The sequence below is a fragment of the Cupriavidus sp. 05N39 genome (genome assembly GCF_056397325.1).
In genome coordinates, this window is the sequence record NZ_JBFTNE010000106.1 from 1 (window position 1) to 26,678 (window position 26,678).

General features: G+C 63.6%; 22 protein-coding genes and 1 pseudogene. 14 read left to right on the top strand and 9 right to left on the bottom strand.

All coding sequences use genetic code 11. The features are described 5' to 3' along the window. Nucleotides 1-1,129, bottom strand: a 1,129-nt coding sequence (locus tag AC1DN0_RS33610) for a patatin-like phospholipase family protein (protein ID WP_477146334.1), incomplete at its 3' end; no start/stop codon positions are given. Between the two features lie 600 nt (nt 1,130-1,729). Between AC1DN0_RS33610 and ppk2 the strand changes: the two genes are divergently transcribed. Both ppk2 and AC1DN0_RS33620 read left to right on the top strand, forming a co-directional pair. After that, nucleotides 1,730-2,551 carry a polyphosphate kinase 2 gene (ppk2, locus tag AC1DN0_RS33615; RefSeq protein WP_477111049.1) on the top strand — a complete coding sequence of 274 codons (822 nt, stop codon included), beginning with the start codon at nt 1,730-1,732 and terminating at the stop codon, nt 2,549-2,551. A gap of 103 nt (nt 2,552-2,654) precedes the next feature. Continuing rightward, complete coding sequence (locus tag AC1DN0_RS33620; RefSeq protein WP_441627379.1) at nt 2,655-3,215, top strand: GNAT family N-acetyltransferase; 561 nt, start codon at nt 2,655-2,657, stop codon at nt 3,213-3,215. Nucleotides 3,216-3,363: 148 nt separating this feature from the next. On the opposite strand, the gene AC1DN0_RS33625 is transcribed toward AC1DN0_RS33620, so the two are convergent. Then, nucleotides 3,364-5,130 carry a SulP family inorganic anion transporter gene (locus AC1DN0_RS33625; RefSeq protein WP_477111048.1) on the bottom strand — a complete coding sequence of 589 codons (1,767 nt, stop codon included), beginning with the start codon at nt 5,128-5,130 and terminating at the stop codon, nt 3,364-3,366. A 788-nt stretch (nt 5,131-5,918) separates the two neighbouring features. Between AC1DN0_RS33625 and AC1DN0_RS33630 the strand changes: the two genes are divergently transcribed. The 9 genes from AC1DN0_RS33630 to AC1DN0_RS33670 all read left to right on the top strand — a co-directional run bounded on the left by AC1DN0_RS33630 (nt 5,919) and on the right by AC1DN0_RS33670 (nt 15,303). After that, the gene (locus AC1DN0_RS33630; RefSeq protein ID WP_477146335.1) at nt 5,919-8,279 is read left to right on the top strand and encodes a DUF3141 domain-containing protein; all 2,361 of its coding nucleotides are present in this window, start codon (nt 5,919-5,921) and stop codon (nt 8,277-8,279) included. A 51-nt stretch (nt 8,280-8,330) separates the two neighbouring features. Continuing rightward, nucleotides 8,331-9,269: a phosphate acetyltransferase gene (locus tag AC1DN0_RS33635; protein ID WP_441627374.1), complete on the top strand. Its 939-nt coding sequence runs from the start codon at nt 8,331-8,333 to the stop codon at nt 9,267-9,269. A 4-nt stretch (nt 9,270-9,273) separates the two neighbouring features. After that, entirely contained in the window at nt 9,274-10,464 is a 1,191-nt protein-coding gene (locus AC1DN0_RS33640; RefSeq protein ID WP_477111046.1) for an acetate/propionate family kinase, read from the top strand. Next, on the top strand, nt 10,461-10,610 hold the full coding sequence (locus AC1DN0_RS33645; protein ID WP_477111045.1) for a hypothetical protein: 150 nt from the start codon (nt 10,461-10,463) through the stop codon (nt 10,608-10,610). The genes AC1DN0_RS33640 and AC1DN0_RS33645 overlap by 4 nt, the downstream gene beginning before the upstream one ends. Then, the gene (gene fabI / locus AC1DN0_RS33650; protein ID WP_441627370.1) at nt 10,607-11,389 is read left to right on the top strand and encodes an enoyl-ACP reductase FabI; all 783 of its coding nucleotides are present in this window, start codon (nt 10,607-10,609) and stop codon (nt 11,387-11,389) included. Before AC1DN0_RS33645 ends, fabI begins: the two co-directional genes overlap by 4 nt. A gap of 32 nt (nt 11,390-11,421) precedes the next feature. After that, a complete protein-coding gene (locus AC1DN0_RS33655) occupies nt 11,422-11,676 on the top strand; it encodes an RNA recognition motif domain-containing protein (protein WP_441627368.1) in 255 nt (84 codons plus the stop codon). Nucleotides 11,677-11,717: 41 nt separating this feature from the next. Beyond that, nucleotides 11,718-12,737, top strand: a complete 1,020-nt coding sequence (locus AC1DN0_RS33660) for a hypothetical protein (RefSeq protein ID WP_441627366.1) — start codon at nt 11,718-11,720, stop codon at nt 12,735-12,737. Nucleotides 12,738-12,784: 47 nt separating this feature from the next. Next, nucleotides 12,785-13,375 carry a hypothetical protein gene (locus AC1DN0_RS33665; RefSeq protein ID WP_441627364.1) on the top strand — a complete coding sequence of 197 codons (591 nt, stop codon included), beginning with the start codon at nt 12,785-12,787 and terminating at the stop codon, nt 13,373-13,375. 218 nt (nt 13,376-13,593) lie between these two features. Further along, a complete protein-coding gene (locus tag AC1DN0_RS33670; protein WP_477111044.1) occupies nt 13,594-15,303 on the top strand; it encodes a SulP family inorganic anion transporter in 1,710 nt (569 codons plus the stop codon). A gap of 29 nt (nt 15,304-15,332) precedes the next feature. Here the strand turns inward: AC1DN0_RS33670 and AC1DN0_RS33675 are convergent, their stop codons facing one another. Next, a complete protein-coding gene (locus AC1DN0_RS33675; protein WP_441627362.1) occupies nt 15,333-16,325 on the bottom strand; it encodes a 2-hydroxyacid dehydrogenase in 993 nt (330 codons plus the stop codon). A 54-nt stretch (nt 16,326-16,379) separates the two neighbouring features. Next, nucleotides 16,380-17,972, bottom strand: a complete 1,593-nt coding sequence (locus AC1DN0_RS33680; protein WP_477111043.1) for an aspartate:alanine exchanger family transporter — start codon at nt 17,970-17,972, stop codon at nt 16,380-16,382. A 762-nt stretch (nt 17,973-18,734) separates the two neighbouring features. Between AC1DN0_RS33680 and AC1DN0_RS33685 the strand changes: the two genes are divergently transcribed. Continuing rightward, nucleotides 18,735-19,277 (top strand): gamma carbonic anhydrase family protein, encoded by a 543-nt coding sequence (locus AC1DN0_RS33685; RefSeq protein WP_477111042.1) that lies wholly within the window; start codon nt 18,735-18,737, stop codon nt 19,275-19,277. Nucleotides 19,278-19,333: 56 nt separating this feature from the next. On the opposite strand, the gene AC1DN0_RS33690 is transcribed toward AC1DN0_RS33685, so the two are convergent. From AC1DN0_RS33690 to wrbA, 3 genes are all read right to left on the bottom strand, one after another. Further along, nucleotides 19,334-20,755, bottom strand: coding sequence for an FAD-binding oxidoreductase (locus tag AC1DN0_RS33690; RefSeq protein WP_477111041.1), 1,422 nt, complete (start codon nt 20,753-20,755; stop codon nt 19,334-19,336). 85 nt (nt 20,756-20,840) lie between these two features. Beyond that, complete coding sequence (locus AC1DN0_RS33695) at nt 20,841-21,278, bottom strand: DUF2069 domain-containing protein (protein WP_441627356.1); 438 nt, start codon at nt 21,276-21,278, stop codon at nt 20,841-20,843. Beyond that, a complete protein-coding gene (gene wrbA / locus AC1DN0_RS33700) occupies nt 21,275-21,880 on the bottom strand; it encodes an NAD(P)H:quinone oxidoreductase (RefSeq protein WP_441627354.1) in 606 nt (201 codons plus the stop codon). Before wrbA ends, AC1DN0_RS33695 begins: the two co-directional genes overlap by 4 nt. Before the next feature lie 177 nt (nt 21,881-22,057). Between wrbA and AC1DN0_RS33705 the strand changes: the two genes are divergently transcribed. Beyond that, nucleotides 22,058-23,404: a YihY family inner membrane protein gene (locus AC1DN0_RS33705; protein ID WP_441627352.1), complete on the top strand. Its 1,347-nt coding sequence runs from the start codon at nt 22,058-22,060 to the stop codon at nt 23,402-23,404. Between the two features lie 8 nt (nt 23,405-23,412). Here the strand turns inward: AC1DN0_RS33705 and AC1DN0_RS33710 are convergent, their stop codons facing one another. Continuing rightward, nucleotides 23,413-23,730: an Mpo1-like protein gene (locus AC1DN0_RS33710; protein ID WP_477111040.1), complete on the bottom strand. Its 318-nt coding sequence runs from the start codon at nt 23,728-23,730 to the stop codon at nt 23,413-23,415. A 298-nt stretch (nt 23,731-24,028) separates the two neighbouring features. After that, a pseudogene (locus AC1DN0_RS33715) lies at nt 24,029-24,590 on the bottom strand (transposase); the annotation flags it as partial. An 872-nt stretch (nt 24,591-25,462) separates the two neighbouring features. Here AC1DN0_RS33715 and AC1DN0_RS33720 point away from each other — a divergent pair. Further along, the coding region (locus AC1DN0_RS33720; protein WP_477146336.1) for an HlyD family secretion protein at nt 25,463-26,678 on the top strand (1,216 nt) is incomplete at its 3' end.

The window sequence follows — 26,678 nt, forward strand, 5'->3', positions numbered from 1 at the left end:
GGATCCGTTGGCCTGGTTCATCGAGCACGCGATAGTTGACGTGCTCGAAGTCGCCGGTGCCGAACAGCCGGCTCATGTCCTTATCCAGCTGCTCCGGCCGGATCGGTTCGCCAGACTTGGTTTCCATGGTGCCGGCGGCGAAATCGGGGTTGACGCGCTGCAGCGGTGCAAAGCGTATCTCGTCGACCGGGCGACGGTCTTGCGGCGCGGCGGCCTGCTGGCGCTGGCGCAGTGCGGCATACTCCTGCTGTGGCAAGGCCAGTGGGGCCAGCCGGTCGGCAACCTTGCGTGCCGCGGCCTCGCCGATCGGGATCGTCTTTTCCAGGTTATCGAAGTCGCCTGCCGAAAAATCCCCGAGCTCCGGCAGGATCAGGATGTCCTCTGGCCGGAGTTGTGCCAGCGACGCACGTACGTTTTGCTCGGTCAGGATATTCAGCATCTGGCCGGTCACGCTGATCACCGATCCCAGTTCGTCGCGCCGCATCAGCGGCGTGCCGAGGTTCACCGCAATGACAATATCCGCGCCCATGGCGCGCGCCACGTCCACGGGAAGGTTGTTGGTCAGTCCGCCGTCGACCAGCAGCTTCCCTTCGTAGTCGACGGGGGCCACCACGCCCGGCACGGACATGCTGGCGCGCATGACCATGGCCAGCTCGCCCTGGGTGAACACCACGGGCGTGCCTGTCACGAGGTCGGTGGCCACTGCGCGGTACGGAATCGGCAGGGCATTGAAATCGCGATAGCCTGGCGCGCGCGCCAGCCCACGCAGTACCTTCTCGAGCTGCACGCCCGTGACGGCGCCTTTGGGCAATTCCAGCTGGCCGCCCTTGACGCCGATTTCCGGCGTAAACAGATTGCTGCGATCTTCCTGCTTGCGCCTGATGCTCAGATCCTGCCGCGGCGGCCGTTCCTTGAATAGTGCGCTGGTGGACAAGCCAGCGACGATTTTCTCCATTTCGCCTGGCGTGACGCCGGTCGCATAGGCGGCACCGACCAGCGATCCCATGCTCGTACCCGTTATGCAGTCCACCGGCACGCGCAGCGATTCCAGAACCTTCAGGATGCCGATATGGGCGGCGCCGCGTGCGCCGCCGCCGGACAGCACCAGGCAGATCCGCGGTCTGCCCATGGCCTGCGGGGGGGCGCTGGCGAGAGGGGCGCCGGTGGCAGCAGCAGGCTGTGCGGCCGGCAACCCTGGCTCCGCAAGCGCTGGAAGCGCCGGGATCGCCAAAAAGGCGGCAAAGGCGGCCAGCAAGGCGCGCGGAAGACACCGAGGGCGCGCGTACCCCGGCGGGCACAAGGCAACACCACCCGAGCCGATCCAGATTTGAAGCTGTCGCCTTCCTGGTCTGGCTGCGGCTTTCATGGGCAGTTTTCAAGGCGAACGTTCTGTATAGCTTAGATGGACGAACACCGCTGCGGTAGGTATTGCACTGGTTACTTGTTGCAGGTCAATTTTTCCTCGCGGATCTGCACTACCTTGAAACAAGGAAGAAACGCCGTGCCGGTCGGTGCATCGCAGCATCATCAAGGTGGGGCGCCATTGGCGGCCCTGTGCGTACCAGCCATCACCCGCCAATGCGCAAGGCCCGATATTGAGAATGAGAACAAATTTCGTTGCGCGGCGCATGTGTAGGACCAAAGTCCGATTGCCAACGCACAAGCCGGCGGCCACATTTGACGTACATGCCCACCCGGGGTTGTCAGCGGCGGTATCAGGAGAAGAATCATGGCAAAGACGAATCAGCATGACGCCGATACCGAGCCACGGGAGGACGGAAAGTTCAGCAATAAGGAATACCTGAAGGAACTTGCCCGCCTGCATGTGGAACTCGTGAAACTGCAGGAATGGATTCTCGCGACCGGCTGCAAGCTTTGCATCATCTTTGAAGGGCGCGATGGCGCAGGTAAAGGCGGCACGATCAAGGCCATTACCGAGCGCGTGAGTCCGCGCGTGTTCCGCGTGGTTGCCTTGCCGGCGCCCACCGAGCGCGAAAAGAGCCAGATGTATGTCCAGCGCTACCTTCCGCACCTGCCCGCCGCAGGCGAGGTGGTGATTTTCGACCGCAGCTGGTACAACCGTGCCGGYGTGGAGCGGGTCATGGGCTTCTGCACCGAGGAACAGGCCGAGTCATTCCTGAGCGCCGTGCCCCTTGTGGAACAGGCCGTCGTGAGCTCGGGCGTTATCCTGCTCAAGTATTGGCTGGAGGTCAGTGAGCAAGAGCAGACCCGCCGCCTTGAGGCGCGCATTAACGATGGGCGGAAGACCTGGAAGTTGTCGGGCATGGACCTGAAGTCCTACAGCCGGTGGTATGACTACTCGCGCGCGCGCGACGACATGTTCCTTGCAACGGACACGGACTTCGCACCATGGTATGTTGCCAACTCGAACTGCAAGCGGCGCGCCCGTCTCAATATCATCAGTGACATATTGGCCAAGGTTCCCTACGAAGCCGTGCCGCGCAAGAAGGTAAAGCTGCCAGAACGGCAGAAGCCTGGTGGCTATCGGGAACCGGACTATCCCTACAAATTCGTTCCAGAGCAGTTTTGAGGGCCACGGGTTTCAATCCGTAACCTCTGTCAGTTTCGCCTAAGCGCACGCGCGGACCGCCGTGGCAACGCGGTCCCCTGGGCCAACTACAAACAAGGTCACCATGCAAGACAATCCCCTCTCTGAAATATCGCTGCCGGCCCGGGTGGCGCTGCGCGATGGGCGGCAGGTAGTGCTGCGCAAGATCCGGGAGGAGGACAAGGCCGGCTTGCTGGCGGCCTTCGACCGGCTTTCCGCGGACTCGCGTTACACGCGTTTCATGGCCTCCTTGCGGGAGTTGCCGGAGGCGATGCTTGAGTCGGCAACGCATCCGGCGCCGGAGCTGGAGTGCGCGCTGGTCGCCATCTACGGCGATGCGCAAAGCATTGTCGGCGGCGCGCGCTATGCCGCCGCGCCGGGCAGCGATGTCTGCGAGTTTGCCGTGACGATCGACGACGAATGGCACGGTCTCGGGCTGGCGCGGTGTCTCATGCAAGTATTGATCGCTGCCGCCCGCGCACGCGGATATCGCACCATGGAAGGCTACGTGCTGGCCTCGAACACCGGGATGCGCGGCCTTGCCCGCCGGCTCGGGTTTGTCGACACGGCCTGCCACGAAGATGCCACGTTGCGCGTGGTCAGTCTCGGCTTGACGGGGGCGGCGGAAGCACCGGCACCAGGGTAAGGGCGGATGATAGTCCGTCTCTCTGGTTCTGGCCGACTGGTGCCGAAGCTTCATCCCTTCCCGACCCTCATGGCGTCCGGCAACGGTTGCTCAATCTCGGTCAACCTCAGATCTCCAGCCCGTGGTGAAACGTCCTCCTCCACGTTCGCTATCCCATGACCTGCGTTTCAGCTCCCGCCGGGCCGCCCGTTTCCGCGTGTCGCTGAAACTCGTCGATCGCATCGGCCACCGAGACGCGGCGCCCGAAATAGCCGAGGCGATCCTCCAGCCCTTCAGCGCGAAGCATATCCCGCACCTTCGCATGCGCCGCCACAAGCCGCAGATCTATCCCTTCTGCCTTCAATGCCGTATGCAATGCCGCCAGCATGCGTGCGCCGGCGAGGTCGACGGCGGGCGAGGTGGACAGATCCCAGATCACCAGCCTGACCGGCGCGGCGGCCGAGCGGATTCTCTGCCAGACGGCAGCACGCACATGCTCGACGTTGAAGTAAAGCAGCGACGCCTCGACGCGGAACACCCGCACATCAGGAATGGCTTCGTTGTCGGGATTACGCTCCATATCGGAGTAAATGCGCGTGCCGGGGATGCGGCCGAGGATGGCCACATGCGGGTGCGCCGCGCGCCGTATGATCAGCAACATCGAAACGAGTACCGCCACGAGCACGCCGTTCAGGATGCCCAGCAAAAGCACGGCGGCAAACGCCACCATCGATACAATGAATTCAAGGCGGCTTACCCGCCACACGTGGCGCAGTTCGCCGATGTCGATCAAGCCCTTGACGGCAACCAGCACGATGGCTGCGAGTACCACGTTAGGCAGGTTGGCTAGCAAGCCGGTCAGGAACATCAGGCACAGTCCGATCGTGACCGAGGCGAAAACCAGCGCGAGTGGCGTCTTGGCACCAGCCTTGTCGTTCACCGATGACTGGGACAGACCGCCGGCGACAGGGTAGGCCTGGAAGAAGCCCGCGGCCAGATTCGCCGCGCCCAGGCCGAGCAGTTCCTGGCGCGGATCGATCTCGTAGCCGTGCGTCTGTGCCAGTGCCCGCGCCGCGGAAACGCTTTCCACGTAGGACAGCAACACGCAGGCGAATGCCAGCGGAACCACCCCGTCCACATCGCGTGCCCGCAGCCCGGGAAGGCGGAACTCCGGCAAACCTTGCGGCAACGCACCGACGACCTTGAAGCCGAACTGACTCAGCGACGTTGCCGACAGCACGATGATGGAAATCACCACCACGAACAGAGCGACCGGGCGGCCAGGCAGGAATTTCTCCCCCAGCAGCAGCAAGGCAAGCGCGACAAGACCGAAAGCGAACACGACCAGGTTGGTATCGGGGATCTGACCGGCGAGAATGACGACGCGCTCGAAGAAAGCCTCGCCGCCACCCTTGACCCCGAACAGCTTGGGCAATTGCGTCAAGGCGATGGTCAGGGCCGCGCCGGCTTTGAAGCCGAGCAGTATCGTTTCGCTGATGAAATTGACCAGGGAGCTCAGCCGCAGCAGCCATGCCAGCAAACACATGCCGGCCATGAGCACCGCCGTCAGCGCCGCGATGGCGGCCCAGCGGCCCGGATCGCCATTGGCCATGCCCGCCACCGTGACCCCGACGAGCATCGAGATCGCAGAGGTGGGCCCGATCGCAAGCTGGCGAGAGGAGCCGAACAGCGCGTAGAAGAGGCCGCCAACCAGATAGCAGTAAATGCCATATTGCGGAGGCAGGCCGGCGAGCGATGCGTAGGCGAGCGAAACCGGAATGCCGTAGGCAGCGAGCGTGACGCCGGCAATCGCGTCGCGCGCCAGCCACTGCGGCCGGTAGGTGGTCAGCCACTGCGCAGGAGGAAATACTGCGCGCCACCCACGCATGGAAGTCCCGCTGGTGGCTTCGCCGGCGGTGCCGGGATCGTCGGTCATGGCATCACATCCTCTTGGGGCGCGGATCTGACGGGAACCTGGATCAGGCATAACACTCAGGTAACAGACCTGCTCACGCTAGTTGCCTGTTCCCGCCGTCAAAATCGAATGCGCCATATGGAAAAGCAAGGCTTCCAAGAAACAACGCTTAGTGCACGCCGGTGTGCTGCGCCTCACGCGCTGGTGCCACAGCCGCAGTCCATACTTCCAAGATATTCGGCACAGGGTGCTTGTGCTTGATTTGGCGCAAAGTCCGGACGGGTCTGGCCTGTTCACTTCACGCGAAAACGGTGGCGCCCATTTCTTGAGCCTCTGCGCTACCGGACGCGTTTAGGACCGGCAAGCGTCACGACTTGCGGCCGGACGTCGTCCAGGGAAAAGTGCGCCCGGCACATCCCGCTGGCGCGCGGCGCCAGGGTGCCGCCATAGGTGCCTGGCCGCCGGCGCTGGCCTCTCAACAACCGCCCGTGCGCCGCGTGGCAACTGCATTCCGGTCACCGGGGCAATGAACAAGCCCGCCAATGAACGGTGCGTGACGTCATTTCGGCAACGAGCACGCATTCTTGATGCAAGTCAATGTGCTGGCGGACCGCATGTATAAAACATAGGCATATCAAGTCTGCGAAACGCGACGCCCCGATACGCCGGCGTTGCCGAATCGCACGTGCATGGCTCAGTGGGCATAGCCCGCCACTATTGAGGCCAATCCTATACGCGAAGGTACCTTCCATATCCGCCGGCGATGCCGCTCGCGGACGGTTTAACAACTGGCTGTCGAGGTCATCACCATGGATGCTGGAAAGCAACTAGTACATGCGCACGAGATCGGTATCAAGACCGGTCTGGTACTTCAGAAACGCGTCAGGAATGCACAGGAAGCCTTTGGTCACCGGGTGCAGGAGGCCTGCGGCGATGGCAATGGCATTGGCAAAGGCATTGGCAAAGCCGAGGGCCTTGCCGACGCCGCCAGGCTGATGACAGGCGCCGATCCATTGAGTTGTTACGCTTACGCCGTGGATGCGGGGCAACGTGCCATCCTCTTCWGGGACACGCTCCGGCAGCGCGGCAATCACTTTGTCGAGAACGCGGTGCAGGGCCTGAAGCCGGTACTGCACTTCGACTACGAGTTTGTCCTCGACGGCCGCCAGTTCGAGCGGCCGGTGAACTACGCGCTGCTACGGATCACACCGCCCGAAGGCGTGCATATCGACAACAGCCGCCGTCCCTACCTGATCATCGACCCCCGCGCGGGCCATGGTCCCGGTATCGGGGGATTCAAGGACGATTCGCAGGTGGGCGTCGCATTGCGWGCAGGCCATCCTGTCTACTTCGTTATTTTCTTCCGCGATCCCGAACCGGGCCAGACCTTGCTCGATGTGTGCGAGGCCGAGCAGGTCTTCGTGAAGAAGGTCCGTGCGCTGCATGCGGACAGCCCCAAGCCGGCCATCATCGGCAATTGCCAGGGCGGCTGGGCGGCCATGATGCTGGCGGCCTCTGACCCGGACGACACCGGACCCATCGTCATCAACGGTGCGCCGATGTCGTACTGGAGCGGCGCCTGGAGCGAGGATGAGGGAGACAACCCGATGCGCTACGCGGGCGGCCTGCTCGGCGGTACCTGGCTGTCCTCGTTCACGGCGGATCTCGGCAACGGCAAGTTCGATGGCGCCCACCTGGTGCAGAACTTCGAGAACCTGAATCCCGCCAACAGCCTGTGGGACAAATACTTCAACCTGTACAACAAGGCCGACACGGAGCCGCCGCGTTTCCTGGAGTTCGAGCGCTGGTGGGGTGGCTACTACCTGATGAACCGGGAGGAGATCGAGTGGATCACCCGAAATCTGTTTGTCGGCAACAAGCTATGGTCCGGTGATGTGAAGGGCGCGGGCGGCAAGGGCTTCGACCTGCGTGATATCAGATCGCCCATCGTGCTGTTCGCCTCGATGGGCGACAACATCACACCGCCGCAGCAGGCATTCAACTGGGTAGTGGACGTGTACGAGAGCACCGAGGAGATCAAGGCGCGAGGCCAGGTCATCGTCGGGATGCTTCACCAGAACATCGGTCACCTGGGCATCTTCGTTTCGGGGAAGGTGGCACAGAAGGAGCACGCGCAGATCGTGTCCGTGCTGAAGAGCATCGAACTGCTGCCTCCCGGGCTCTATGGCATGGCCATTACGGAGCGTGCGGAAAAGAGCGCAAGCGGCGACGTCGAGTACGACGTGGAGTTCCGGGAGCATCGCCTCGAGGATATCGTGGCGCGGCTCAATCGCTTCCAGCGAGTCGACGAGAAGCCGTTCGAGGCTGTAGCCGCGCTGTCGGATTTCAATCAGCGCGCCTATGAGCTGTTCGCGCAACCCTTCGTGCAGGCGATGTCCAACGATTTCTCGGCACGCTTGCTGCGCGAGTTCCACCCGCTGCGGGTGCAGAACTGGGCGCTGTCGGATATGAACCCCTGGCTCGCCTGGCTGGGTCCCGCCGCCGAAGCCGTCAGGGAGAACCGTCAGGCCATGGAGCCAGACCATCCGCTGCGGCAGCGGGAACAAGCCGGGGCCGAACTCGTCAGCGCGGCGCTGGACGGATACCGTGCCGTGCGCGACGCCATGACGGAGGCATCGTTCTTCGGCATCTACGCCAATATGTTCTCCCTGTACTTCGGCAACAAAGAGCCGGCGCATGAGGGACGGCCGGTGGCGGCGGAGCCGGCGGAGCTGCCGCAGGTCAGGGAGGCCCTGGCTTCGATAGCGCGAGGAGGCTATGTGGAAGCGCTCGGCAGGATCGCGTTCCTGTTGATGCGCCATGGGGAGCCGCTGCCGCTCTCGCGGCTGGAGATGCGCAAGGAGATGGTAGCTGACTACGGTGAATTCCTGCCCGAAGTGCCGATGCACGAGTGGCGCTCGATTCGCGGCCAGCAGGAAATCATCGTTCAGCATGCGCCGGAGCAGGCCCTGGAGACGCTGGCGGTCCTGCTCCAGGATCCGGCCGACCGCGAACGGCTGCTGACGCTGCTGGACAAGCTGTCGGCGGATGAGCGCGTGCTTGGCAGCAAGCCCACGGCAGAACAGGTGGCCATGCTCGCGCGCATCCGGAGAGCCGCGGCGGGAAAGCCGGAGCGCGTGCGCCGACCGGCTACGCTCGCGCGGGCCTGAGCGCGCCGGGAATGCTGCCGGCCACGGCTTCATCGAGCAGGAGGAGTGCAAGTGAACACCAAGCACGAGAAGTACCAGCGATTGATTGAGTTCTGCAAGTCCATCCCGCCAACGCCGACGGCGGTGGTGCATCCGTGCGACCGGAGTTCGCTGGAAGGGGCGGTGGAAGCTGCACAGATGGGGCTGATCGCCCCCATCCTGGTCGGTCCCAGGGCGCGCATCGAGGAAACAGCGAAGGCCGCCGGTATCGACATCAGTCCGTATCCGATCGTCGATGCGCCTTTCAGCCATGCGGCTGCCGCCGCTGCCGTGCAACTGGTGCGCGAAGGCAAGGCCGAGGCGCTGATGAAAGGCAGTCTGCACACGGATGAGCTGATGGCGGCGGTGGTCAAGGGCGATACTGGCTTGCGCACCTCCCGGCGTGTCAGCCACTGCTTCGTGATGGACGTGCCGGACCATGAGGAGGCGCTGATTATCACGGACGCCGCCGTGAACATTGCTCCCACGCTCGCCGAGAAGGCGGACATCCTCCAGAACGCCATCGATCTGGCCCATGCGCTGCAATTCAAGGAGGTAAGGGTGGCGATCCTGTCGGCGATGGAGACCGTCAATCCGAAGGTCCCGTCCACTATCGAAGCTGCAGCGCTGTGCAAGATGGTTGAACGTCACCAGATCACCGGCGCGGTCGTTGACGGCCCTCTGGCGCTCGACAACGCCATCAACCTGGAGGCCGCCCGCATCAAGAAGATCGATTCGCCGGTTGCGGGCCGCGCCAACGTGCTGCTGGTGCCCGACCTGGAGGCCGGCAACATGCTCGCCAAGAGCCTGTCCTTTCTCGCCGGTGCCGATGCGGCCGGCATCGTGCTCGGCGCGCGGGTACCTATCATCCTCACCAGCAGGGCGGACTCCGTGTCGACCCGGCTGGCATCCTGCGCGGTTGCCGCGCTGGTGGCAAAGGCCCGCCGCGAGTCGGGCAAGGCACTGGGGTAAGGCCATGGCCGACGTGATACTGGTACTCAACGCAGGCTCGTCGAGCATCAAGTTCAGCGCTTTCGGTGCCCACGGCGACGAGCCGGAGCTGGTGCTGCGCGGCAGTCTCGATGGCATCTACACGTCGCCGGGCTTTCGCGCCACCAACGCATCGGGCGCGGAGGTGGAGACGAAACACTGGGGCGATGGCACCGAACTGGGTCATGGCGGGGCCATTGCCTTTCTCGCCGATTTCCTGCGCGGGCACGGTGAAGGCCACCATCTGGTCGCCGTGGGGCACCGCGTGGTGCATGGAGGCGTGCAGTTCACGCAGGCGGTGAAAGTCACGCCCGAGGTCGTTTCTGCGCTGGACGCCCTGAGCCCCCTGGCCCCTTTGCACCAGCCGCACAACCTCAAGCCGATCCGCATTCTCGCGCAGCGGCGCCCCGAACTGCCGCAAGTGGTTTGTTTCGACACGGCGTTTCACCGCGGCCAGCCAGAAGCGGCACAGGCTTTCGCGCTTCCCGCCTCGATCACGCAGCGCGGCGTGCGGCGCTACGGCTTTCATGGGCTCTCCTATGAGTACATCGCCAGCGTTTTGCCGGCGGTCGACGCCGCCGCCGCCGCCGGCCGCACCGTGGTTGCCCATCTGGGTAACGGCAGCAGCACGTGTGCGCTCGTGGCCGGCCGGAGTGTCGCCAGCACCATGGGGTTCACCGCGGTGGACGGGCTGCCCATGGGTACGCGCTGCGGCAATCTGGATCCCGGTGTCATCCTGTACATGATGGATGAGCTCGGCATGGATGCCCGCGCTATCGAGGACCTGATCTACCGCAAGTCCGGGCTGCTCGGCGTCTCCGGGATCTCCAGCGACATGCGGGCGCTGCTGGCCAGCGACGATCCGCGCGCACGCTTCGCCGTTGAACTCTATACCTACCGGATCGCGCGCGAGCTAGGTTCGCTTGCGGCCGCGGCTGGAGGACTGGATGCACTGGTGTTCACCGCTGGTGTCGGCGAGCATGCCGCGCCGATACGCGAGCAGGTTTGCCGGCAGGCGGACTGGCTTGGCATCGCGCTGGATGCCGGCGCGAACGCCAGGGGCGAGCCGAGAATCAGCACGCTGTCGAGCACGGTGCCGGTGTGGGTCATCCCGACGAACGAGGAACTCATGATCGCAAGGCACACCAGGTCGGTGATCGGAACGGCGGCGCAATGAAGACCATTTCGTTCGCCACGGGCAAGGCGGTGCCGATGGAGACGGCACCCGGCGTGTCGCCCGGGCAGGCGCAAGCGGCAACCCAGGCTACGCTTGCGGCGCCCGCACGGGTGCCGGAGATGTCCTATGATGGAGCAGCAACATGACAGCCGAAACACTCCGGCCGATCCTGGCGGGCAAGAAAGCGCTGGTCTGCGGGATCGCCAACGACCAGTCAATCGCCTATGGCTGCGCAAAGGCCTTTCGGGAGATGGGTGCCGACCTCGCGATCACCTATGTGAACGAAAAGTCCAGGCAATACGTGGAGCCGGTGGCGAAGGAACTGGAAGCCCCGATCTTCATGCCGCTCGATGTGTCGCGCGAAGGGGAGCTTGAGGGCGTGTTCGCCGAGATCGAAAAGACCTGGGGCAAGCTGGATATCCTCGTGCATTCGATTGCCTGGGCGCCAAAGGACGATCTGCAGGGCGGCCTGCTGAATTGCTCCGCTGAGGGATTCGGCAAGGCCATGGACGTCTCCTGCCACTCCTTCATCCGCATGGCGCGGCTGGCCGCGCCTCTGATGCGGGACGGGGGCACGATGTTCACGATGAGTTATTACGGCGCAAACAGAGTGGTGCCGAACTATAACGTAATGGGTCCGGTGAAAGCCGCGCTGGAGGCCGTTTCGCGCTACCTGGCCTACGAGCTCGGCGCCAGGGGCATCCGTGTGCATGCGATATCGCCTGGTCCGCTCAAGACCCGCGCCGCTTCCGGGCTGAAGGACTTCGACCTGATGCTTAGCGACGCAGCGAAGCGCGCGCCCGTTGGCGAACTGGTCGACATCCTCGATGTCGGTTTTACGTGCGCGTTTCTCGCGACGCCGTTTGCGCGGCGACTGTCGGGAGAAACGCTGTATGTGGATGGCGGCGTCAACATCATGGCGTAGCGCGCCGCGGCAGCAACCGAGGAGAGTGAATCATGTCCTTGCTATTACTGGGGAATATCGACAGCGCCACCACCGATGACGAGATCAGGGAATTCCTGGTCAAGTACGGCTTCCCACCGTTTGACGAAATCGAGCATGTTCCGGGGGACGGGTCGCGGCCAGCCGTGATGCTGACCTTCCATGCCCTCGAGCCGGATGCATTGCGCAAGCTTCAGCCGCGCATCCAGCACATGTTCTGGAAAGGCCACAACCTCAGCGCGCTGGTCATGGCGGAGCGCTATAGCTGATCTCGCGGGGCCGGGCGAAGCGCGGTGAAGGGAGCTGTTGCATGAGTATTCTGAACTGGCTGCGCCGGCGTGACGCCGGCGCGCACCCGCATGACGAGCAGGAGATCGCCGGGTTGACGGAGCGCGTGCTCAGGCTCAGCCCGCGCCTGCGGCTGGTGCCGCGCTACGAGCAACGGCTCGGCCCCGCGATCGGCATGGCGCTCGATTATGTGCGGGGCCTCGTAGCCGGCCTCCCTGCGCCGCTGGAAGCCAGCAAGGCGGCGTGGGGATCCGACCCCTATATCCACGCTTTCTTCGGCACCGCGCATGATGTGGAGCTCGCCTTCAGCCGCTCATCGGACCTGCGCGAGTTTTTCGAGGCGTCGGCGGGCGCGCAGGATGCCTGCGCCGTGCTGGGCATGACGATGACGGAGCGCCATACGCTGGGCGTGGCCCTCGAAGGGGATGTGATGCGTGCCGAGGTGCCGCAGACCACGGTCAGTTTCAGTGACCATCAGGTCAGGATCTGCGGCACGACAGATGCGGCGCTGCGCGAGGAGATCGTGCGGAGAATGCTGGATCAGATGGTCCTTCAGAGCCTTTCCAATATCGCTGCCGATACATCGCGGCGCGATGTGCTGGAGCGCGAGCATGGCCTGCTGAAGGCGCGCTTGCGCCTGCTGGAACGGCAGAGCACCGGTATGCGTTCGGTGATGGGCGGCGACGAGCAGGCGGACGCCGGGGAACGGGCCCGGCTGCGCGAGCAGATCGAACAGAACGACAGGGAACTGGGCGAACTGGGTGACAAGTCCGGCGCGCTTGACCGCCAGCTGGAAGGCATGGCGGCGGTGTTCAAGGATGCAAGGTCGTGCTTCTCCATCGAAAGCCAGCGCAGGCGGCTAAGCCTGATGAATGTGCTTTTGCCGGAAGGCAGCACGGTGCCCGGGCATGAACTGGAGTTGCTGACGGCGCGCGTTCCCGGCGATCCGCCACTGGTGCGTACGTTCGCACTGGTGCGCTTCGCACGCGCAGCGATGTTGTCGTGCACGAGCCTGCTCGACGAGGCCGAGCGCTTGCTGTAGCGGCGAGCGGGTGAAAGCGGGTTTCTGGTGTTTCAAAGGAGAGGAAAATGCAAAGCAAGAAATTCCTGATGGTGGCCGCCCTTGCGGTGATGGCGGGCTCGGCGATGGCGCAGCCGGAAACCAAGGTGGACGTCGCGAAGGCGCCGGGCCAGGTGACCGTGGGAGGGGTAACCAGCGTCACGGCCACGGTGACAGCCATCGACGCGGCGACCAGAACGGTTTCGCTGAAGGACAAGAAGGGCAAGGTGACGAGTCTTGCGGTGGGTGAGGAAGCGCGCAATTTTGACCAGCTGAAGGTTGGCGACGTGGTGACTGTCGACTACAGGGAAGCCATGACGCTGACGCTCAAGAAGGAGGGGCGCGGCAAGAGTTCGATCAGCGAGAGCGCGACGATGAACCGGTCCGAACCGGGCGCCAAGCCGGGCGGCACAGCCGGGCGCGAAGTGACTGTCCTTGCCGACGTCGTCGCGGTCAATGCCAAGACGAAGATGGTCACCTTGAAAGGGCCCAAGGGCAATACGCTGGACCTGAAGGTTGACGACCCGGCGCAGTTGAAGGACATCAAGAAGGGTGACCAGGTAGAAGCTGTATACACCGAGGCGCTCGCGGTATCCGTCAAGCCGGCTGCGGGGAAGTAAGCAGCGATGGAGCGCGGGGGATATGCATCCCCCGCTGACGAAGCCGCAGTGAAACTCGCGGTGCGCAGCGGCAAGCCCTGCGCAACCTGCGGCCAGTCCGGGCAGATCACGCGTCAACGAGGAGCTCGCGGGAAGCGGCCGGGAGCCATGCATCCATGCATCCCAAGCGGGAGCGGTCCCGATATGGATCGTAGTTGTGACATTGGCGGATCGAGCCCATGGACCGGAAATCGTCAGCATCATCCCGCGGCGGCGTAAGCCTGCTGGTGCCGGAGTGGATCCGCGCGTACCAGAAGGACTGGGTCGCGCCGGATGTCGTCGCCGGGCTCACCGCCGGTGCCGTTGTCATTCCGAAGGCGCTGGCCTATGCAACAGTGGCGGGCTTGCCGGTCCAGGTCGGGCTCTATACGGCGTTCCTGCCGATGGTGATCTATGCCTTCCTCGGAACGTCGCGCCCGCTTAGCGTCAGTACTACGGCAACGCTAGCCATTCTCGGTGCGGCGGCGCTCGGTCGGGTGGCGCCGGGCGGGGCTCCTGCCAGCCTGCTGGCGGCCTCGGCGACGCTTACCCTGCTCGTCGGCGCCATCCTTGTGCTGGCTTCGCTGCTGCGGCTTGGCTTCGTTGCCAACTTCATCTCGGACCCTGTCCTGACCGGGTTCAAGGCCGGGATTGCCGTCGTGATCGTGCTCGATCAGGTGCCGAAGCTGCTGGGCATACACTTTGCCAAGGGTTCGTTCTTCCACAATTTGCTGGCCATCGTCACCGGGCTGCCGCATACATCGCTCACCACGCTGGCTGTCGGCGTCATCACCATTGGCATGCTGCTGGTCATGGAGCATGTCTCGCCCAAGGCGCCCGCACCGCTGATCGCGGTGGCAGCCGGGATCGCCGCCGTGAGCTTGCTCGGCTTGCAGGCGCACGGCGTGGAGACCGTCGGCCAGGTGCCAACGGGCCTGCCGACGCCCGTCCTGCCGGATCTTTCGCTGATTGCGGAACTCTGGCCGCCTGCCGTTGGCATTGCGTTGATGAGCTTTACCGAGTCCATCGCGGCGGGCCGTGCGTTTGCCAGGAGGGGAGAACCGGCACCCGTGGCAAACCGGGAGTTGCTGGCGATCGGCGCCGCAAATATCGGGGGAGCCCTGCTGGGCGCCATGCCGGCGGGCGGCGGGACGTCGCAGACCGCGGTGAACCGGCTGGCCGGTGCATGCACACAGCTGGCTGCACTGGTTACCGCGGCGCTGGCGCTGGGCACAATGTTGCTGCTCGGACCGTTTATCGCAAAGATGCCGCACGCCACGCTGGCTGCCGTGGTCATTGTGTACTCGGTCGGCCTGATCGATCCGGTCGAGTTTCGCGCGATTCTCCAGGTACGCCGCACGGAGTTTATCTGGGCGGTGACGGCGATGGTCGGCGTCGTGCTCCTCGGCACGCTGCAGGGCATTGTGGTGGCCATCGTAGTCTCGCTTTTGGCGCTGGCGCACCAGGTATCCGATCCGCCGGTCTATGTGCTCAGGCGCAAGCCGGGCACGCATTTGTTCCGGCCGGTGGGGCCTGAGCATCCGGAAGACGAGAGCTTTCCCGGCTTGCTGTTATTGCGCCCGGAGGGCCGTATCTTCTTCGCCAATGCCGGGCGCATCGCGCAAAAGATGCGTCCGCTTATGGCTGATGCCGACGCGCGCGTTATCGCGCTGGATCTTGGCGCTGTGTTCGATCTCGAGTACACAGCGCTCAAGATGCTGACGGAGGCGGAAAAGACATACCGCGAAGGCGGTGGAATGCTGTGGCTCGTCGGCATGAACCCCGGCGTGCTGGCGCTGGTGCAGCGCTCGCCGCTGGGCCAGGAGCTAGGGCGCGAGCGGATGCTGCCGGATCTGGACCAGGCGGTTGCCCGGTATCAGGCGTCGCGGGAGCCGGCCGGGGGGCGGTGAGGCTGCCGCGCCCGAGTCGGCGCGCCATGTCAGGCCTTGATTTCGTTCGTAAGCGGCTTGCCGGACTCGCATGCGGTGACGCTGCGCAACGTCGTCTGGCAAATCGTCGTCATGGCTTCGTGCGTGAAAAAGGCCTGATGGCCGGTCACGATGACGTTTGGAAAAGAGACCAGTCGCTGAAGCACGTCATCGGTGATGATGGTGCTGGAGAGATCCCGGAAGAAGATATCCGCCTCCTGCTCGTACACGTCGAGGGCCAGCCCGCCCAACTGTCCGCTCTTCAGCGCCTCGATCGCGGCCTCGGTGTCGATCAGCCCGCCACGGCTGGTGTTGACCAGCAATGCCCCGCGCTTTGTGCGCAGCAGCATGTCGGCATTGATGATGTGGCGCGTCTGCGGGGTCAGCGGGCAGTGCAGTGAAATGATATCCGCGCTGGCGCCGATTTCGCCGGGTAGGGCGTAGCGCGCGCCCAAGGCCTCGAACTCGGGCGTGGGGAATGCATCGTAGCCGACGACGTTGCATCCGAAGCCGAGCATGATCCTGGCGAACACACAGCCGATCTTGCCGGTACCCACCACGGCGACGGTTTTGCCGCAGAAATCGAATCCCATCAACCCGTCGAGGGAAAAGTTGAAGTCCCGCGTGCGGTTGTACGCACGGTGAATCTTGCGATTGATCGCCAGCAGCAAGGCAACGGCATGCTCCGCGACCGAATTTGGCGAATAACTGACGACGCGAACCACCTTCATGCCCAGCCTTTCCGCGGCTTTCAGGTCGACGTTGTTGAATCCGGTGCAGCGCAGCGCAACAAGGTTCGTTCCGCCGCGTTTGAGCGCATCGAGAACCGCGGCGTCCGCGGTGTCGTTCACGAAGATGCAGACCGCGTCATAGCCCGCGGCAAGGCCGGCGCTTTCCATTTCCAGCAGGTCATCGAAGTACTTGAGCTGATGACCCTCGGCAACATTGGCGGCATCGAGATATTCGCGGTCGTAGGGCTTGGCGCTGAATACGGCAACTTTCATTGCGTGTCTCCCAGAATGATGGAGCGTTGTTCTTCCGGCCAGAACTTGTCCGCGCTACCCGCCGGCCAGTGCCGCGGTGATCTGTGCGAACAGGATTTTTGCAACCGTCATCGAAGGGAAAATCATGGCATAGCCGAGGTCCGTCCGATCCGTGGGGGCGACGCGATTGGCAAAGGCAAGGATGGCCGGGTTCCCCGTCGCCCCGCTGATGACGCCTGCGGTAGTGTCAAACGGCAGCTTGAAGATCCACAGGCAACACAATGCGGTGATCAGCACCAGTGCCAGGACAATGGCAACGCTGTAAAGCAGGAACCAGGCTCCCGCTACGCCGATCGTGGCGAAGAACTTCGGCCCGGAGGAAATGCCCACCTGCGCCAGAAAGATGGTGAGGCCGAAATTGCGCAGGACCAGATTGGCCGAGAGGGGCATGGTCCAGACGAACGGTCCGGAGCGGCGAAGCTTGCCAAGATAAAGGGCGACCAGCAGCAGCGCGGCCAGCCCGAGGGTCAGCTTGCCGACGCCTGGAATCGGCAGCGGGATGATGCCTGCCAACAGCCCCGCGGCCGCACCGATGCCGATCGAGATGAAGCTCAGTTCGGCGGTGCCCTTGATGGAGTCGCCGAAGAACTTGCGTATCGATTTTGCGTGGGCACGATTCACCAGCAGGCCGACCCGGTCGCCGACCTCAAGGATAAGATCGGGGCCGGGCAATATATCGGCATCGCCCCTGCGCACATGGGCAATCGAGCAGACGACGCCTTCCGGAAACCGGATATCGCGCAGCGCCAGTCCGACCACGTCGCGGCTCGACGCAAATACGCGAGCATAGTCAAGATCCTCCCGATGGCTGCTGATCCGTCCCGGTTGCAGCTCTCCCAGGAAGGCGGCGGCTTCCTGAAGTGCCGCCGGGTCCGTGGCAGTCGCAAGCAGGACATCGTCCGTTTGCAGAACGAGGTCGTCCGTGGGCAGCTGGTTATGGTGTTCGCGGCGCACCGCGGCAATCGCCAGGCCTGCCGGCAGGCGTGCCTTCAGTTCGGAGAACCTGAGGCCAATGACTTCGCGGTTTCTCAGGGCGATTTCGGCCGTTTCAATGCTCTTTGCCGGAGGTGCCTCGATCTTTGCCTTGAGCACCGCGCCAAGTCCGTAAAGGATCAGGATCGGACCGGCGACACCGAAGGGATACGCCACGCTGTAGCCAACCGCGGCGCCGTCGCCTTTCATGGTAGCAATGATCGCCTGCAAGGTCGCCGTGCTGGTCCCCGAGCCCGCGAACATCCCCAGCGACTCATCGAGTTTGACACCGAACAGCGGCACCAGCGCCAACGAGACAAAGCCGGCACCGGCTACGCCCAGTGCGGCCGCCGCGTTGGCCTTCAGTCCGTCGGCGCTTGTCAGGCCCGCAAAAAACTGGCCGCCGTATTGGATGCCGATGCCATAGAGGAATAGCAGCAAGCCGAGGGTGCCGAGAAGGGCGGGTGGAGCCGCCTTGGGCGCAAACCCCCCAAGCGCCAATCCGACAAAAAGTACGGCCCCGGACCCTAGCGAGACCCCCTTTATATTGAATTCGCCGACAACGTAACCCAATGCGACCGTGAGGAACAAAGTGAACAACGGCTGGGTTTCCAACAGTGACCTGACGGCTTCCATGGCCGGCTCCTTATTATCAGGATTGAAGATCCAGCACGTTGACGCGGCAGCGTACCGCGGACGCTTGGTCGAGAGGGGCGGATGGCCGTCGCACCCAAGCCCGCAATTCCCCGGATTTCAATCACTGTGCCGGTGCACGCACAGTGGATCCGTTGCCTTCGGGTAGTTGATTTCGAACTGCCTTGATGGACATGATGTCCGGTGACGCCCGGATCGCGACGTCGCTTCCATCGAATTCGAGTCCAAAGGGCGACGCGGGAATGGGCGTCTGGCGCGCACCGCACTTTGTAAGCATAGGCATGGCCAAGATCGAATCATTGACGTAGGTCAGCGTATTTGAACGGCACACTGAAGACGCACGGATCCGAACAATCGGAATCATCGCGGGTGACGCTATCTCGAACAGCCTGGAGTGCACGCCAGAAGCAAGAGGAACAAGACCGGGAATGCGGGACTCGGGGAAGTGATGTGTGCGGCAATTGCAGGGCGTCCTCTCGATCGACACAGTACCGGGACAGGGTGTCCGTATCCTGATCCGGCTTCCAATTCGAACCGTGAACGCCGGAAGATTGCAGGCTTCCCGGCCTTTTGTTTCTCATGGCGCCGGTTCGGCCCGGCTAACGAATTGCCGGCGGCTTGCCGAAGGGAATTAGAATGCTGGTCCAGAGCATGGCGGTGCGCCTTCCTCCGCGCGGCCCGGACTACCGGGTCGCCGTTGTGCAAGGGCTCGCGCAGCGCTCATCCGCAATTCGGAATTCCATCGTGACCATTCGCAGCTTCCAGGGCAAAGCCCCCAAACTCGGCGACCGCGTGTTCGTCGACCCGAGCGCCGTCGTGATCGGCGACGTAGAGATCGGCGCCGACAGTTCCATCTGGCCGCTGGTCACCATTCGCGGCGATATGCATCGCATTCGCATTGGCGAGCGCACCAGCGTGCAGGACGGCAGTGTGCTGCACATCACGCATGCCGGTCCCTTCAATCCGGATGGTTTCCCGCTCACCATCGGCGACGATGTGACGATCGGCCACAAGGCGCTGCTGCATGGCTGCACCATCGGCAGCCGCATCCTGATCGGCATGGGCACCATCGTGATGGATGGCGCGGTGATCGAGGACGAAGTGATTCTTGGCGCCGGCAGCCTGGTGCCGCCGGGCAAGGTGCTCAAGGGCGGGCATCTGTACGTCGGGAGCCCGGCCAGGGAGGCACGGCCCCTGACGGAAAAGGAACGCGGTTTCTTCCGCTATACGGCGGCCAATTACGTGAAGCTGAAGGACCAGCATGTCGCGGAGTTGCAGAGCGTTTGAGCGAATTGCCAGCGCCGCAGCCGGCTATCACACCCGGCTGCCGGCAGCGTTTCCTGTCAGATCACCTTCCCCGGATTCATCAGCCCCTGCGGATCCAGCGCCTGCTTGATTGCCCGCATCATCGCGAGTTCGACTTCGCTCTTGTAGCGCCGGTTTTCTTCACGCTTGAGCTGGCCGAGCCCGTGCTCGGCCGAGATCGAGCCGCGATGCGCGTGCACGCTGTCATGCACGATCAGGTTGATGGCTTCCGAATTGCCGAGGAAGGCATCGTGGCTCTGCCCGGCGGGAGGCGATACGTTGTAGTGCAGGTTGCCATCGCCAAGGTGGCCGAAGGTGACCATGCGCGCGCCGGGAAAGGCTTGCTGGATCAGGGCGTCGGTAGTGTCGATGAAATCCGCGATGCGCGAGATCGGCACGGCGATGTCGTGCTTGATGTTCTTGCCTTCGTCGACCTGCGCCAGCGGGATATGTTCGCGCAGGTTCCAGAAGTCGCGCGACTGTTGAACGGATTCGGCCACCACCGCGTCTTGTGCCACGCCGGCTTCGAAGGCCGTTTCCATCAGCGCTTCGAAGATGGCGCGCGCATGGTCGTCGCTCTCGTTGTCCGACAGTTCCAGCAGCACGACCTGCGGATGCGGGCGGTCGAACGGATAGCGCAACTGCGGGTAGTGCGTGGTGACCAGCGACAGGCACATCTCCGACATCAGCTCAAAACCCGTCAGCATGGCCCCGGCGCGTTGCTGGGCAATGGCCAGCAGGGCGAGGGCCGCGCGCGGATTGGCCACTGCCGCCAGCGCCGTGACGCGGGCGCGCGGCAGCGGATACAGCTTCATCACGGCGGCGGTAATGATGCCGAGCGTGCCTTCCGCGCCGATGAAGAGGTCGCGCAGGTCATAGCCGGTGTTGTCCTTGCGCAGGCCGCGCAGGCCGTCCCAGATCTCGCCGGCGGGCGTTACCACTTCCAGCCCCAGGCATAGCTCGCGGGTGTTGCCGTAGCGCAGCACGGCCGTGCCGCCCGCGTTCGTGGAGAGATTGCCGCCAATTGTGCAGCTGCCTTCCGCCGCGAGACTCAGCGGAAACAGCCGGCCATGCTCGCGCGCGGCGTCCTGCAACTTCTGCAGGATCACGCCGGCTTCCACCGTGATGGTGTTGTTGAGCGGGTCTACCTGCCGCACGCGGTTCAGGCGCTGGAGAGAGATCACCACTGACTGCTGTCCCGCTGTCGGCGTGGCGCCCCCGCATAGCCCGGTATTGCCGCCCTGGGGCACCACGGCCAGCTTGTGCGCGTGGCAGGCGTGCACGGCGGCGGCGACTTCCTCGGCCGAGCCTGGCCGCAGCACCGCCAATGCTTCCCCCGTATAGCGCTTGCGCCAGTCGGTCAGGTAGGGAGCCTTGTCGGCGTCTTCAATCAGCACGTGCTGCTCGCCCAGGGCGGCGCGGCAGAGGGCGAGGAAGGAATCGGGATGCGAGGCGGTCATGGCGGTAGGTCCAGGAGGGCGGCCGCCGTCGTGACGGCCGCGCGGAGTGGATTGCTGCGGGCTTACAGCGCGTTCATCGGCGATGTCATTTGCCGGGCTTGGCCTTGGCCGGTTGCAGCGCCTTGGCGCGGCGCTTGTACGGGCGCAGGTAGAGGATGGTGCCGAAGAAGAACAGCAGCGTCAGCGCGACTTCGACCCACGCCAGCGTGGAGGACGGCGGCCGGTCGCTGGTGGCGCGCACGATGCCTTCCGTGAAGAACAACAGGATCAGCATCGAGGACCACTGCATGGTGTAGCGGTTGCGGGTCAGTACGCCGCGCAGCGGCAGCAGCAGGGGCAGGAACTTGAGGATCAGCCAGGACCCGCCGGGACGCAGCGGCGCCAGGAACCATTCCCAGGCGATGCACAGCAGGATCAGTGCAATCAGGCTGCCGGCGCTCAGCCGGTACAGGCCGGCGCTGTGCAGCGCGCTGTCGGTGGCGTTGGCCGCGGGCGCAACCGCGGGCTTGGGGGCGGCGTTCATGCGTGGCTCCGGCCAGCCAGGCGCAGCGCGGTCTCGGCCAGGCGCTTGCCCATGGCGCGCGCGAGCGCGGCTTCCTCGTCGGACACCGGCGCACTGTTGTCCACGCGCGCGTGATGGCTGGGGCCGTAGGGCGTGCCGCCGCTGGCGGTGGTCATCAGGGCGCTTTCCGAATAAGGCAGGCCCAGCACCAGCATGCCGTGATGCAGCAAGGGCAGCATCATCGACAGCAAGGTGGTTTCCTGGCCGCCATGCAGGCTGCCGGTGGCGGTGAACACGCAGGCGGGCTTGCCGGCAAGGGCGCCCGACAGCCACTGGGCCACGGTGCCATCCAGGAAGTACTTCATCGGCGCGGCCATATTGCCGAAGCGGGTCGGGCTGCCCAGCGCCAGGCCGGCGCATTCCTCCAGATCGCGCAATTCGGCGTAAGGCGGGCCTTCCGCCGGGATATCCGGCGCGGTGGCCTCGCTCACGGTGGAAACCGGCGGCACGGTGCGCAGGCGTGCCTGGGCGCCGGGCACGCTGTCGATGCCGGTGGCGATCAGTTCGGCCAGCTTGCGGGTACTGCCGTGGCGGCTGTAATAGAGGACTAGGAGTTCGGTCATGGACAGGGCTGCGGCGCGCAACAAGGGCGCCGGGGTGGGGCGGTCCCAGGGGGCAGGCCGGATTGGTGCCTTGTGCGGCGCACAGGGCAATGCGCGTATTATAGTTGCGGCCCCGGCGTGCGCCGCGCGTCGCCGCGCCGGGGTACCCCACTGAATCAGCAAGGAGTTTGCCCCAGCATGTTCGCCGCCCGCTTCGTTCGCCTGCGCAGGGAATGGAATCTGCAAAAACTGCGCGCGCTCACGCGCTACGCGCTGCGCCGCGCCGGCGAAGGCCGCTTGCCGCAGGTCGCGGCCAGCCTTACCTTCACTACGGTGCTGGCGGTGGTGCCGGTGTTGACGGTGGCCTTCGCCCTGCTGGCGGCCTTCCCCGTATTCCGCGAGTTTCGCAGCGCGACCGAGTCATTCCTGTTCCAGAACCTGATCCCGGGCAACGTCAGCAATTCCATCACGAGCTACCTTGGCCAGTTCGCGAAGAACGCCAAGGGCCTGACCGCGGTGGGCCTGGGCGGGCTGATGCTGACCTCGGTGCTGACGATGCTGACCGTGGAGGACGCGCTCAACGCGATCTGGCGCGTCAAGCAGCGCCGCCCGCTGGCGCAGCGCATCCTGGTGTTCTGGGCGGTGCTGACGCTGGGCCCCGTGCTGATCGGCGCCAGCCTGTCGATCAGTTCCTACCTGATCTCGGTTTCGGCCGGCTATGTGGGCACCATGCCGTTCGGGCTGGAGCTGGTGGTGAACCTGACGCCGGTGCTGCTGTCGGCGCTCGCCTTCGCCTTTCTCTATACCGCCGTGCCCAACGCCAACGTGGAGTGGCGCGACGCGATTGCCGCCGGGCTGGTGGCGGCGCTTGCCTTCGAGCTGGCCAAACGCGGCTTCGGTTATTTCGTCACCCATATCCCGACCTACACCGCGGTCTATGGCACCTTTGCCGCGCTGCCGATCTTCCTGCTCTGGATTTACCTGAGCTGGCTGGTGACCCTGCTGGGCGCCACCATTGCCGCCAACCTGCCCGTGATCCGGCAAGGCTACTGGCGGCGCCGCACCTTTGCCGGCAGCGAGTTCTTCGACGCGCTGGGCGTGCTCTACCTGCTATACCGGGCACGGGACGAGGTGCCGCGCAGCGTCGGCGAACTCGACCTGGGCCGCAAGCTGCGGGTAGAGGCGGATTACCTGGCGGGCCTGCTGGGCAAGCTCAAGGCCATGCATCTGGTAGGCAGGCTGGCGCAGGAACGCGGCCAGGCCCATTGGGCGCTGCTGTGCGATCCCGGGCAGGTCACGCTGCGCACGCTGCACGACCGGCTGGTGCTGAACCTGCCGCGCCTGCCGCGCACGGCATTGGCGCAGCAGTTGCAAGGCGCCGATGCGCTCAAGCAGGTGCTGGACAACCCGCGACTGGACCAGCCGCTGGATGCGGTGTTCCGCCGGCAGCAACCGGAGGATGGCCCGGCGGTCCAGGAACGCCCAGCCGATTCCGCGCGCCGCACGCTGGAAGTGGTGCCGCCCGGCTGGCATGGCCAGGTCTGAATGCCCCCCTAGAAGGGAATCCTGCCACGCCAGATGTCGGCGTACATGACCCAGTCTCCCATCAGGCTGTAGAGCGGGTGGCGGAAGGTGGCGGGGCGGTTCTTCTCGAAGGCGAAATGGCCGACCCAGGCGAAGGCATATCCCGACACGGCGGCCGCTGCCAGCCACCACCAGTTGCCGCTGAGCAGGAGTGCAAGCAGGCACAGCAATGCCACGCTGGAGCCGGCGAAATGCAGGCGGCGGCAGATGGGATTGCGGTGCTCGTTCAGGTAGAAGGGATAGAAGGCGGCGAAATTCTCGAACTCACGGGGGTGGGCCTGGGGCATGGCGGGGGCCTGTGGGGTGTTCGGGGGCTTTTAGTTTAGGTGGGGGGTGACTGTCACTGCAACTGCTTACCGTCAAAGGCAACTGCGGTTTCACCACCCCTGCGGGGCGGCGACCTACTTTCTTGTCTTGCCAAGAAAGTAGGCAAAGAAGGCGCGCCGGATGGGGCGACACCCCCTCGGGCTTCGACGAAAAGAGCGGCCGGGACCCAAACTCGCATCGCCTTAAGGCGATGCTCAGACATGGGTGGGAGAGGGCGGGCGCTCGCTACGCCGCCGCAGCCTTCAACCTGCTGCTACCACTTTGCACCACGCCGTCCTCCCGCATCTTGACCCGCAGCGCGTCGAAGAACACCACCGGGTACATCACCTCAAGCGGGCGAGCCTGTCAGGCCGTGACTTCGTCCATCACCGCATCGGTCACTGAACTGATGAACTCGGGCGAGACCTCGGTGCGGTACTGCTCGGCCAGGAACGCCTGGGTCTCGCGCATGGTCATGCCCCGGGCATACATGGCGATGATCTTGTCATCGAAGCCGGTGAAGCGTCGCTCGTGTTTGGGGATCAGGATCGGGGCGAAGGTGCCATCCCGGTCGCGGGGGACCTCAACGCGCAGCGGCCCGTCGTCCGTGAGCACGGCTCTGGCGCTCTTGCCGTTGCGCTGGTTGGCCGTGCCGGCCGGGCGTTCGGCGCCCGGGGCATAGTGATGGCCCAGCTCCGCGTCCAGGGCGCGCTCGATCAGGGCCTTCTTGAACGCCATGGAGGCCTCCACGGCCTCGGTGGTCACGGGGCCTTTTACGAAATGGGCAATCAGGTCCTCGGGAATGGTCGGCAGCCTGTCTAGTCTTCATTTTGCGTGGCATGACATGCTCCTTAGCGACATGTTATGCCCTAAGCACAAAATTCCTGACAGGTCCGGCCGAGACGTTCACCGGCACCGCTGGTGTCCGTGTTCGGAACCATTGACGACTATCGTGCCCCACTTTGCACAAACGGAGCTCGCTAGAACCCGATCGCGAGGCGGGCACACGAGAAGGCACTATCGGACGAATCCGCGACCGATTCGGAATCTTCGCAAACAAAGCTGGATGCGCACTTGATACGCTACTTCCATCCAACTCCATCGCCGATGTCTTGGGGGGGCTCCCTGGCGGACTCTTCAACCCGCTAGTTTCGGCTCAACCGCCTCATGTGCGGGATGTGGCATTTTTTCCAGGGGGCGCGGTAGCCCTTGTCTTCGCGCCATAGACAAGCGATTGCGGGATAACGGAAAGAAGCGACGGGCAGTGCAGCATGGTGATCAGGTCATCAATGAAGCCGCTCTCGAGATGTCGATTGCTCGATGCGATGTTGCTTGTCGGCGCAATCCTCCTTGCCGCCGTCGCGCTTTGGGCGCCATGCCGAGGAACGTCATGATCTGCCGCCGTTCGAATACGAAGGGAAAAGGAGCCCTTGGAGGAGAAACGGTCGGAATATGAACTGAGCCTGTTCAACGAATTGCATTTCTGGAACACAGGAACGCCGAAGTACATGGGAAATGACGGGAACAGTCAGGGGAGAGCAGATTGATTGGCGATGCTCTATGAATGGCTACTAGTTGGTCTATGTCATGTTGCAATTCCTGCCGCCGTCCACGGACATTCGCTATGTGGTCGATAGGCCTAAAGCGGAAAGCCTCGGAAATATGAAGAGATCTATCGTCTAAAACCCACCACCGCGTTCAAGGAGAATATTTATGAACTTGTTTCGCTCGGAAGTTCTTTCGTCAACCAACGATTGGTCTGGGCCTATTGTGCTTCCGAGGCCCTGGTCAAGCTGGGTTATTGTTAGCGTGGGCACATCTATTGGAATGCTGACTCTCGCATACCTAGTGTTTGGCACATACACAAAACATGCGTCGGTGCGCGGTATTCTTCTACCGGCACACGGCGTGATCCGCATCTCATCACAGGCAACAGGGATCATAACCGAAAGAAGAGTCTCGGAAGGCGAGCAAGTGAACAACGGAGACATCCTTTTTGTACTTTCCGACGAGCGCCGAACATCCGATATACAAGGGAGCCTCAAGTTGGCGGATGCTCACGCGCACTTGCTCGAGCAGCGACGCTCAAATCTTCAAGTGGCAATTGACGCAAGCCATCTACTCAATCAGCAAACTCAAGACGGCCTTCGATCGAGGTTAAACGCCCAAGCGGATGAGCTAACTAATCTCCGGCAAGAGATCGAAGTGCACACTCGTCGCGTTGCGTCGGCAGAGAATATATTTCATCGCCAAGTAATTCTCGCGCAAAATAATTTTATTTCCCCGGCAGGCCTGCTTGAGAAAGAAGATCAAGTCGAAACTCTGCGCATTCAGCTTATTTCTGCGCGACGTAAAAGGGCGGAGTTGACGAACAGTATTGCTTCGCTTCGAAGCGAGCTAAGCCAAGTAGCCACGCGCGCGGGAAGCCAAATAGCAGACTTGCGGCGCCAAATGGCTGAGTTACTGCAAGAGAGTGCTGAAGTTCGAACGCGTGACCGACTCGCTATCACGGCCCCACTTGCAGGAACAGTCACGGCCATTACAGCGGAAGTTGGGCAACTCGCCAGCAACCAGCCCATTGCCACGATACTGCCAAGAGGCTCGGCACTGATCGCACAACTTTTCGCGCCATCACGCGTTGTCGGCTTCGTCAAGCCGGGTCAGCGCATGCGATTGAGGTACCAAGCCTATCCATATGAAAAGTTCGGCCAATACTCAGGGACGGTAATCGAAGTCTCCCGCAGCCCGATCTCGCCACTGGATCTGGCATCCAATTTTCCTCCTCTGCGATTGGCAATTGACGAAGGCGTATACCGCATTACTGTAAAGGTTGATGATCAGAGCATACTCGCCGATGGGAAGAATATTCCTCTAATGCCGGGAATGACACTGGACGCCGACATCGAACAGGAGAAAAGAAGGCTATATG

Coding starts and splice junctions, on each gene's coding strand:
- AC1DN0_RS33695 (WP_441627356.1), bottom strand. CDS start 21,278: ATGAACGCCGCCCCCAAGCCCGCGGTTGCGCCCGCGGCCAACGCCACC.
- AC1DN0_RS33670 (WP_477111044.1), top strand. CDS start 13,594: ATGGACCGGAAATCGTCAGCATCATCCCGCGGCGGCGTAAGCCTGCTG.
- AC1DN0_RS33645 (WP_477111045.1), top strand. CDS start 10,461: ATGAAGACCATTTCGTTCGCCACGGGCAAGGCGGTGCCGATGGAGACG.
- AC1DN0_RS33680 (WP_477111043.1), bottom strand. CDS start 17,972: ATGGAAGCCGTCAGGTCACTGTTGGAAACCCAGCCGTTGTTCACTTTG.
- AC1DN0_RS33640 (WP_477111046.1), top strand. CDS start 9,274: ATGGCCGACGTGATACTGGTACTCAACGCAGGCTCGTCGAGCATCAAG.
- AC1DN0_RS33660 (WP_441627366.1), top strand. CDS start 11,718: ATGAGTATTCTGAACTGGCTGCGCCGGCGTGACGCCGGCGCGCACCCG.
- AC1DN0_RS33710 (WP_477111040.1), bottom strand. CDS start 23,730: ATGCCCCAGGCCCACCCCCGTGAGTTCGAGAATTTCGCCGCCTTCTAT.
- AC1DN0_RS33690 (WP_477111041.1), bottom strand. CDS start 20,755: ATGACCGCCTCGCATCCCGATTCCTTCCTCGCCCTCTGCCGCGCCGCC.
- AC1DN0_RS33665 (WP_441627364.1), top strand. CDS start 12,785: ATGCAAAGCAAGAAATTCCTGATGGTGGCCGCCCTTGCGGTGATGGCG.
- AC1DN0_RS33620 (WP_441627379.1), top strand. CDS start 2,655: ATGCAAGACAATCCCCTCTCTGAAATATCGCTGCCGGCCCGGGTGGCG.
- wrbA (WP_441627354.1), bottom strand. CDS start 21,880: ATGACCGAACTCCTAGTCCTCTATTACAGCCGCCACGGCAGTACCCGC.
- fabI (WP_441627370.1), top strand. CDS start 10,607: ATGACAGCCGAAACACTCCGGCCGATCCTGGCGGGCAAGAAAGCGCTG.
- AC1DN0_RS33675 (WP_441627362.1), bottom strand. CDS start 16,325: ATGAAAGTTGCCGTATTCAGCGCCAAGCCCTACGACCGCGAATATCTC.
- AC1DN0_RS33705 (WP_441627352.1), top strand. CDS start 22,058: ATGTTCGCCGCCCGCTTCGTTCGCCTGCGCAGGGAATGGAATCTGCAA.
- AC1DN0_RS33625 (WP_477111048.1), bottom strand. CDS start 5,130: ATGACCGACGATCCCGGCACCGCCGGCGAAGCCACCAGCGGGACTTCC.
- AC1DN0_RS33655 (WP_441627368.1), top strand. CDS start 11,422: ATGTCCTTGCTATTACTGGGGAATATCGACAGCGCCACCACCGATGAC.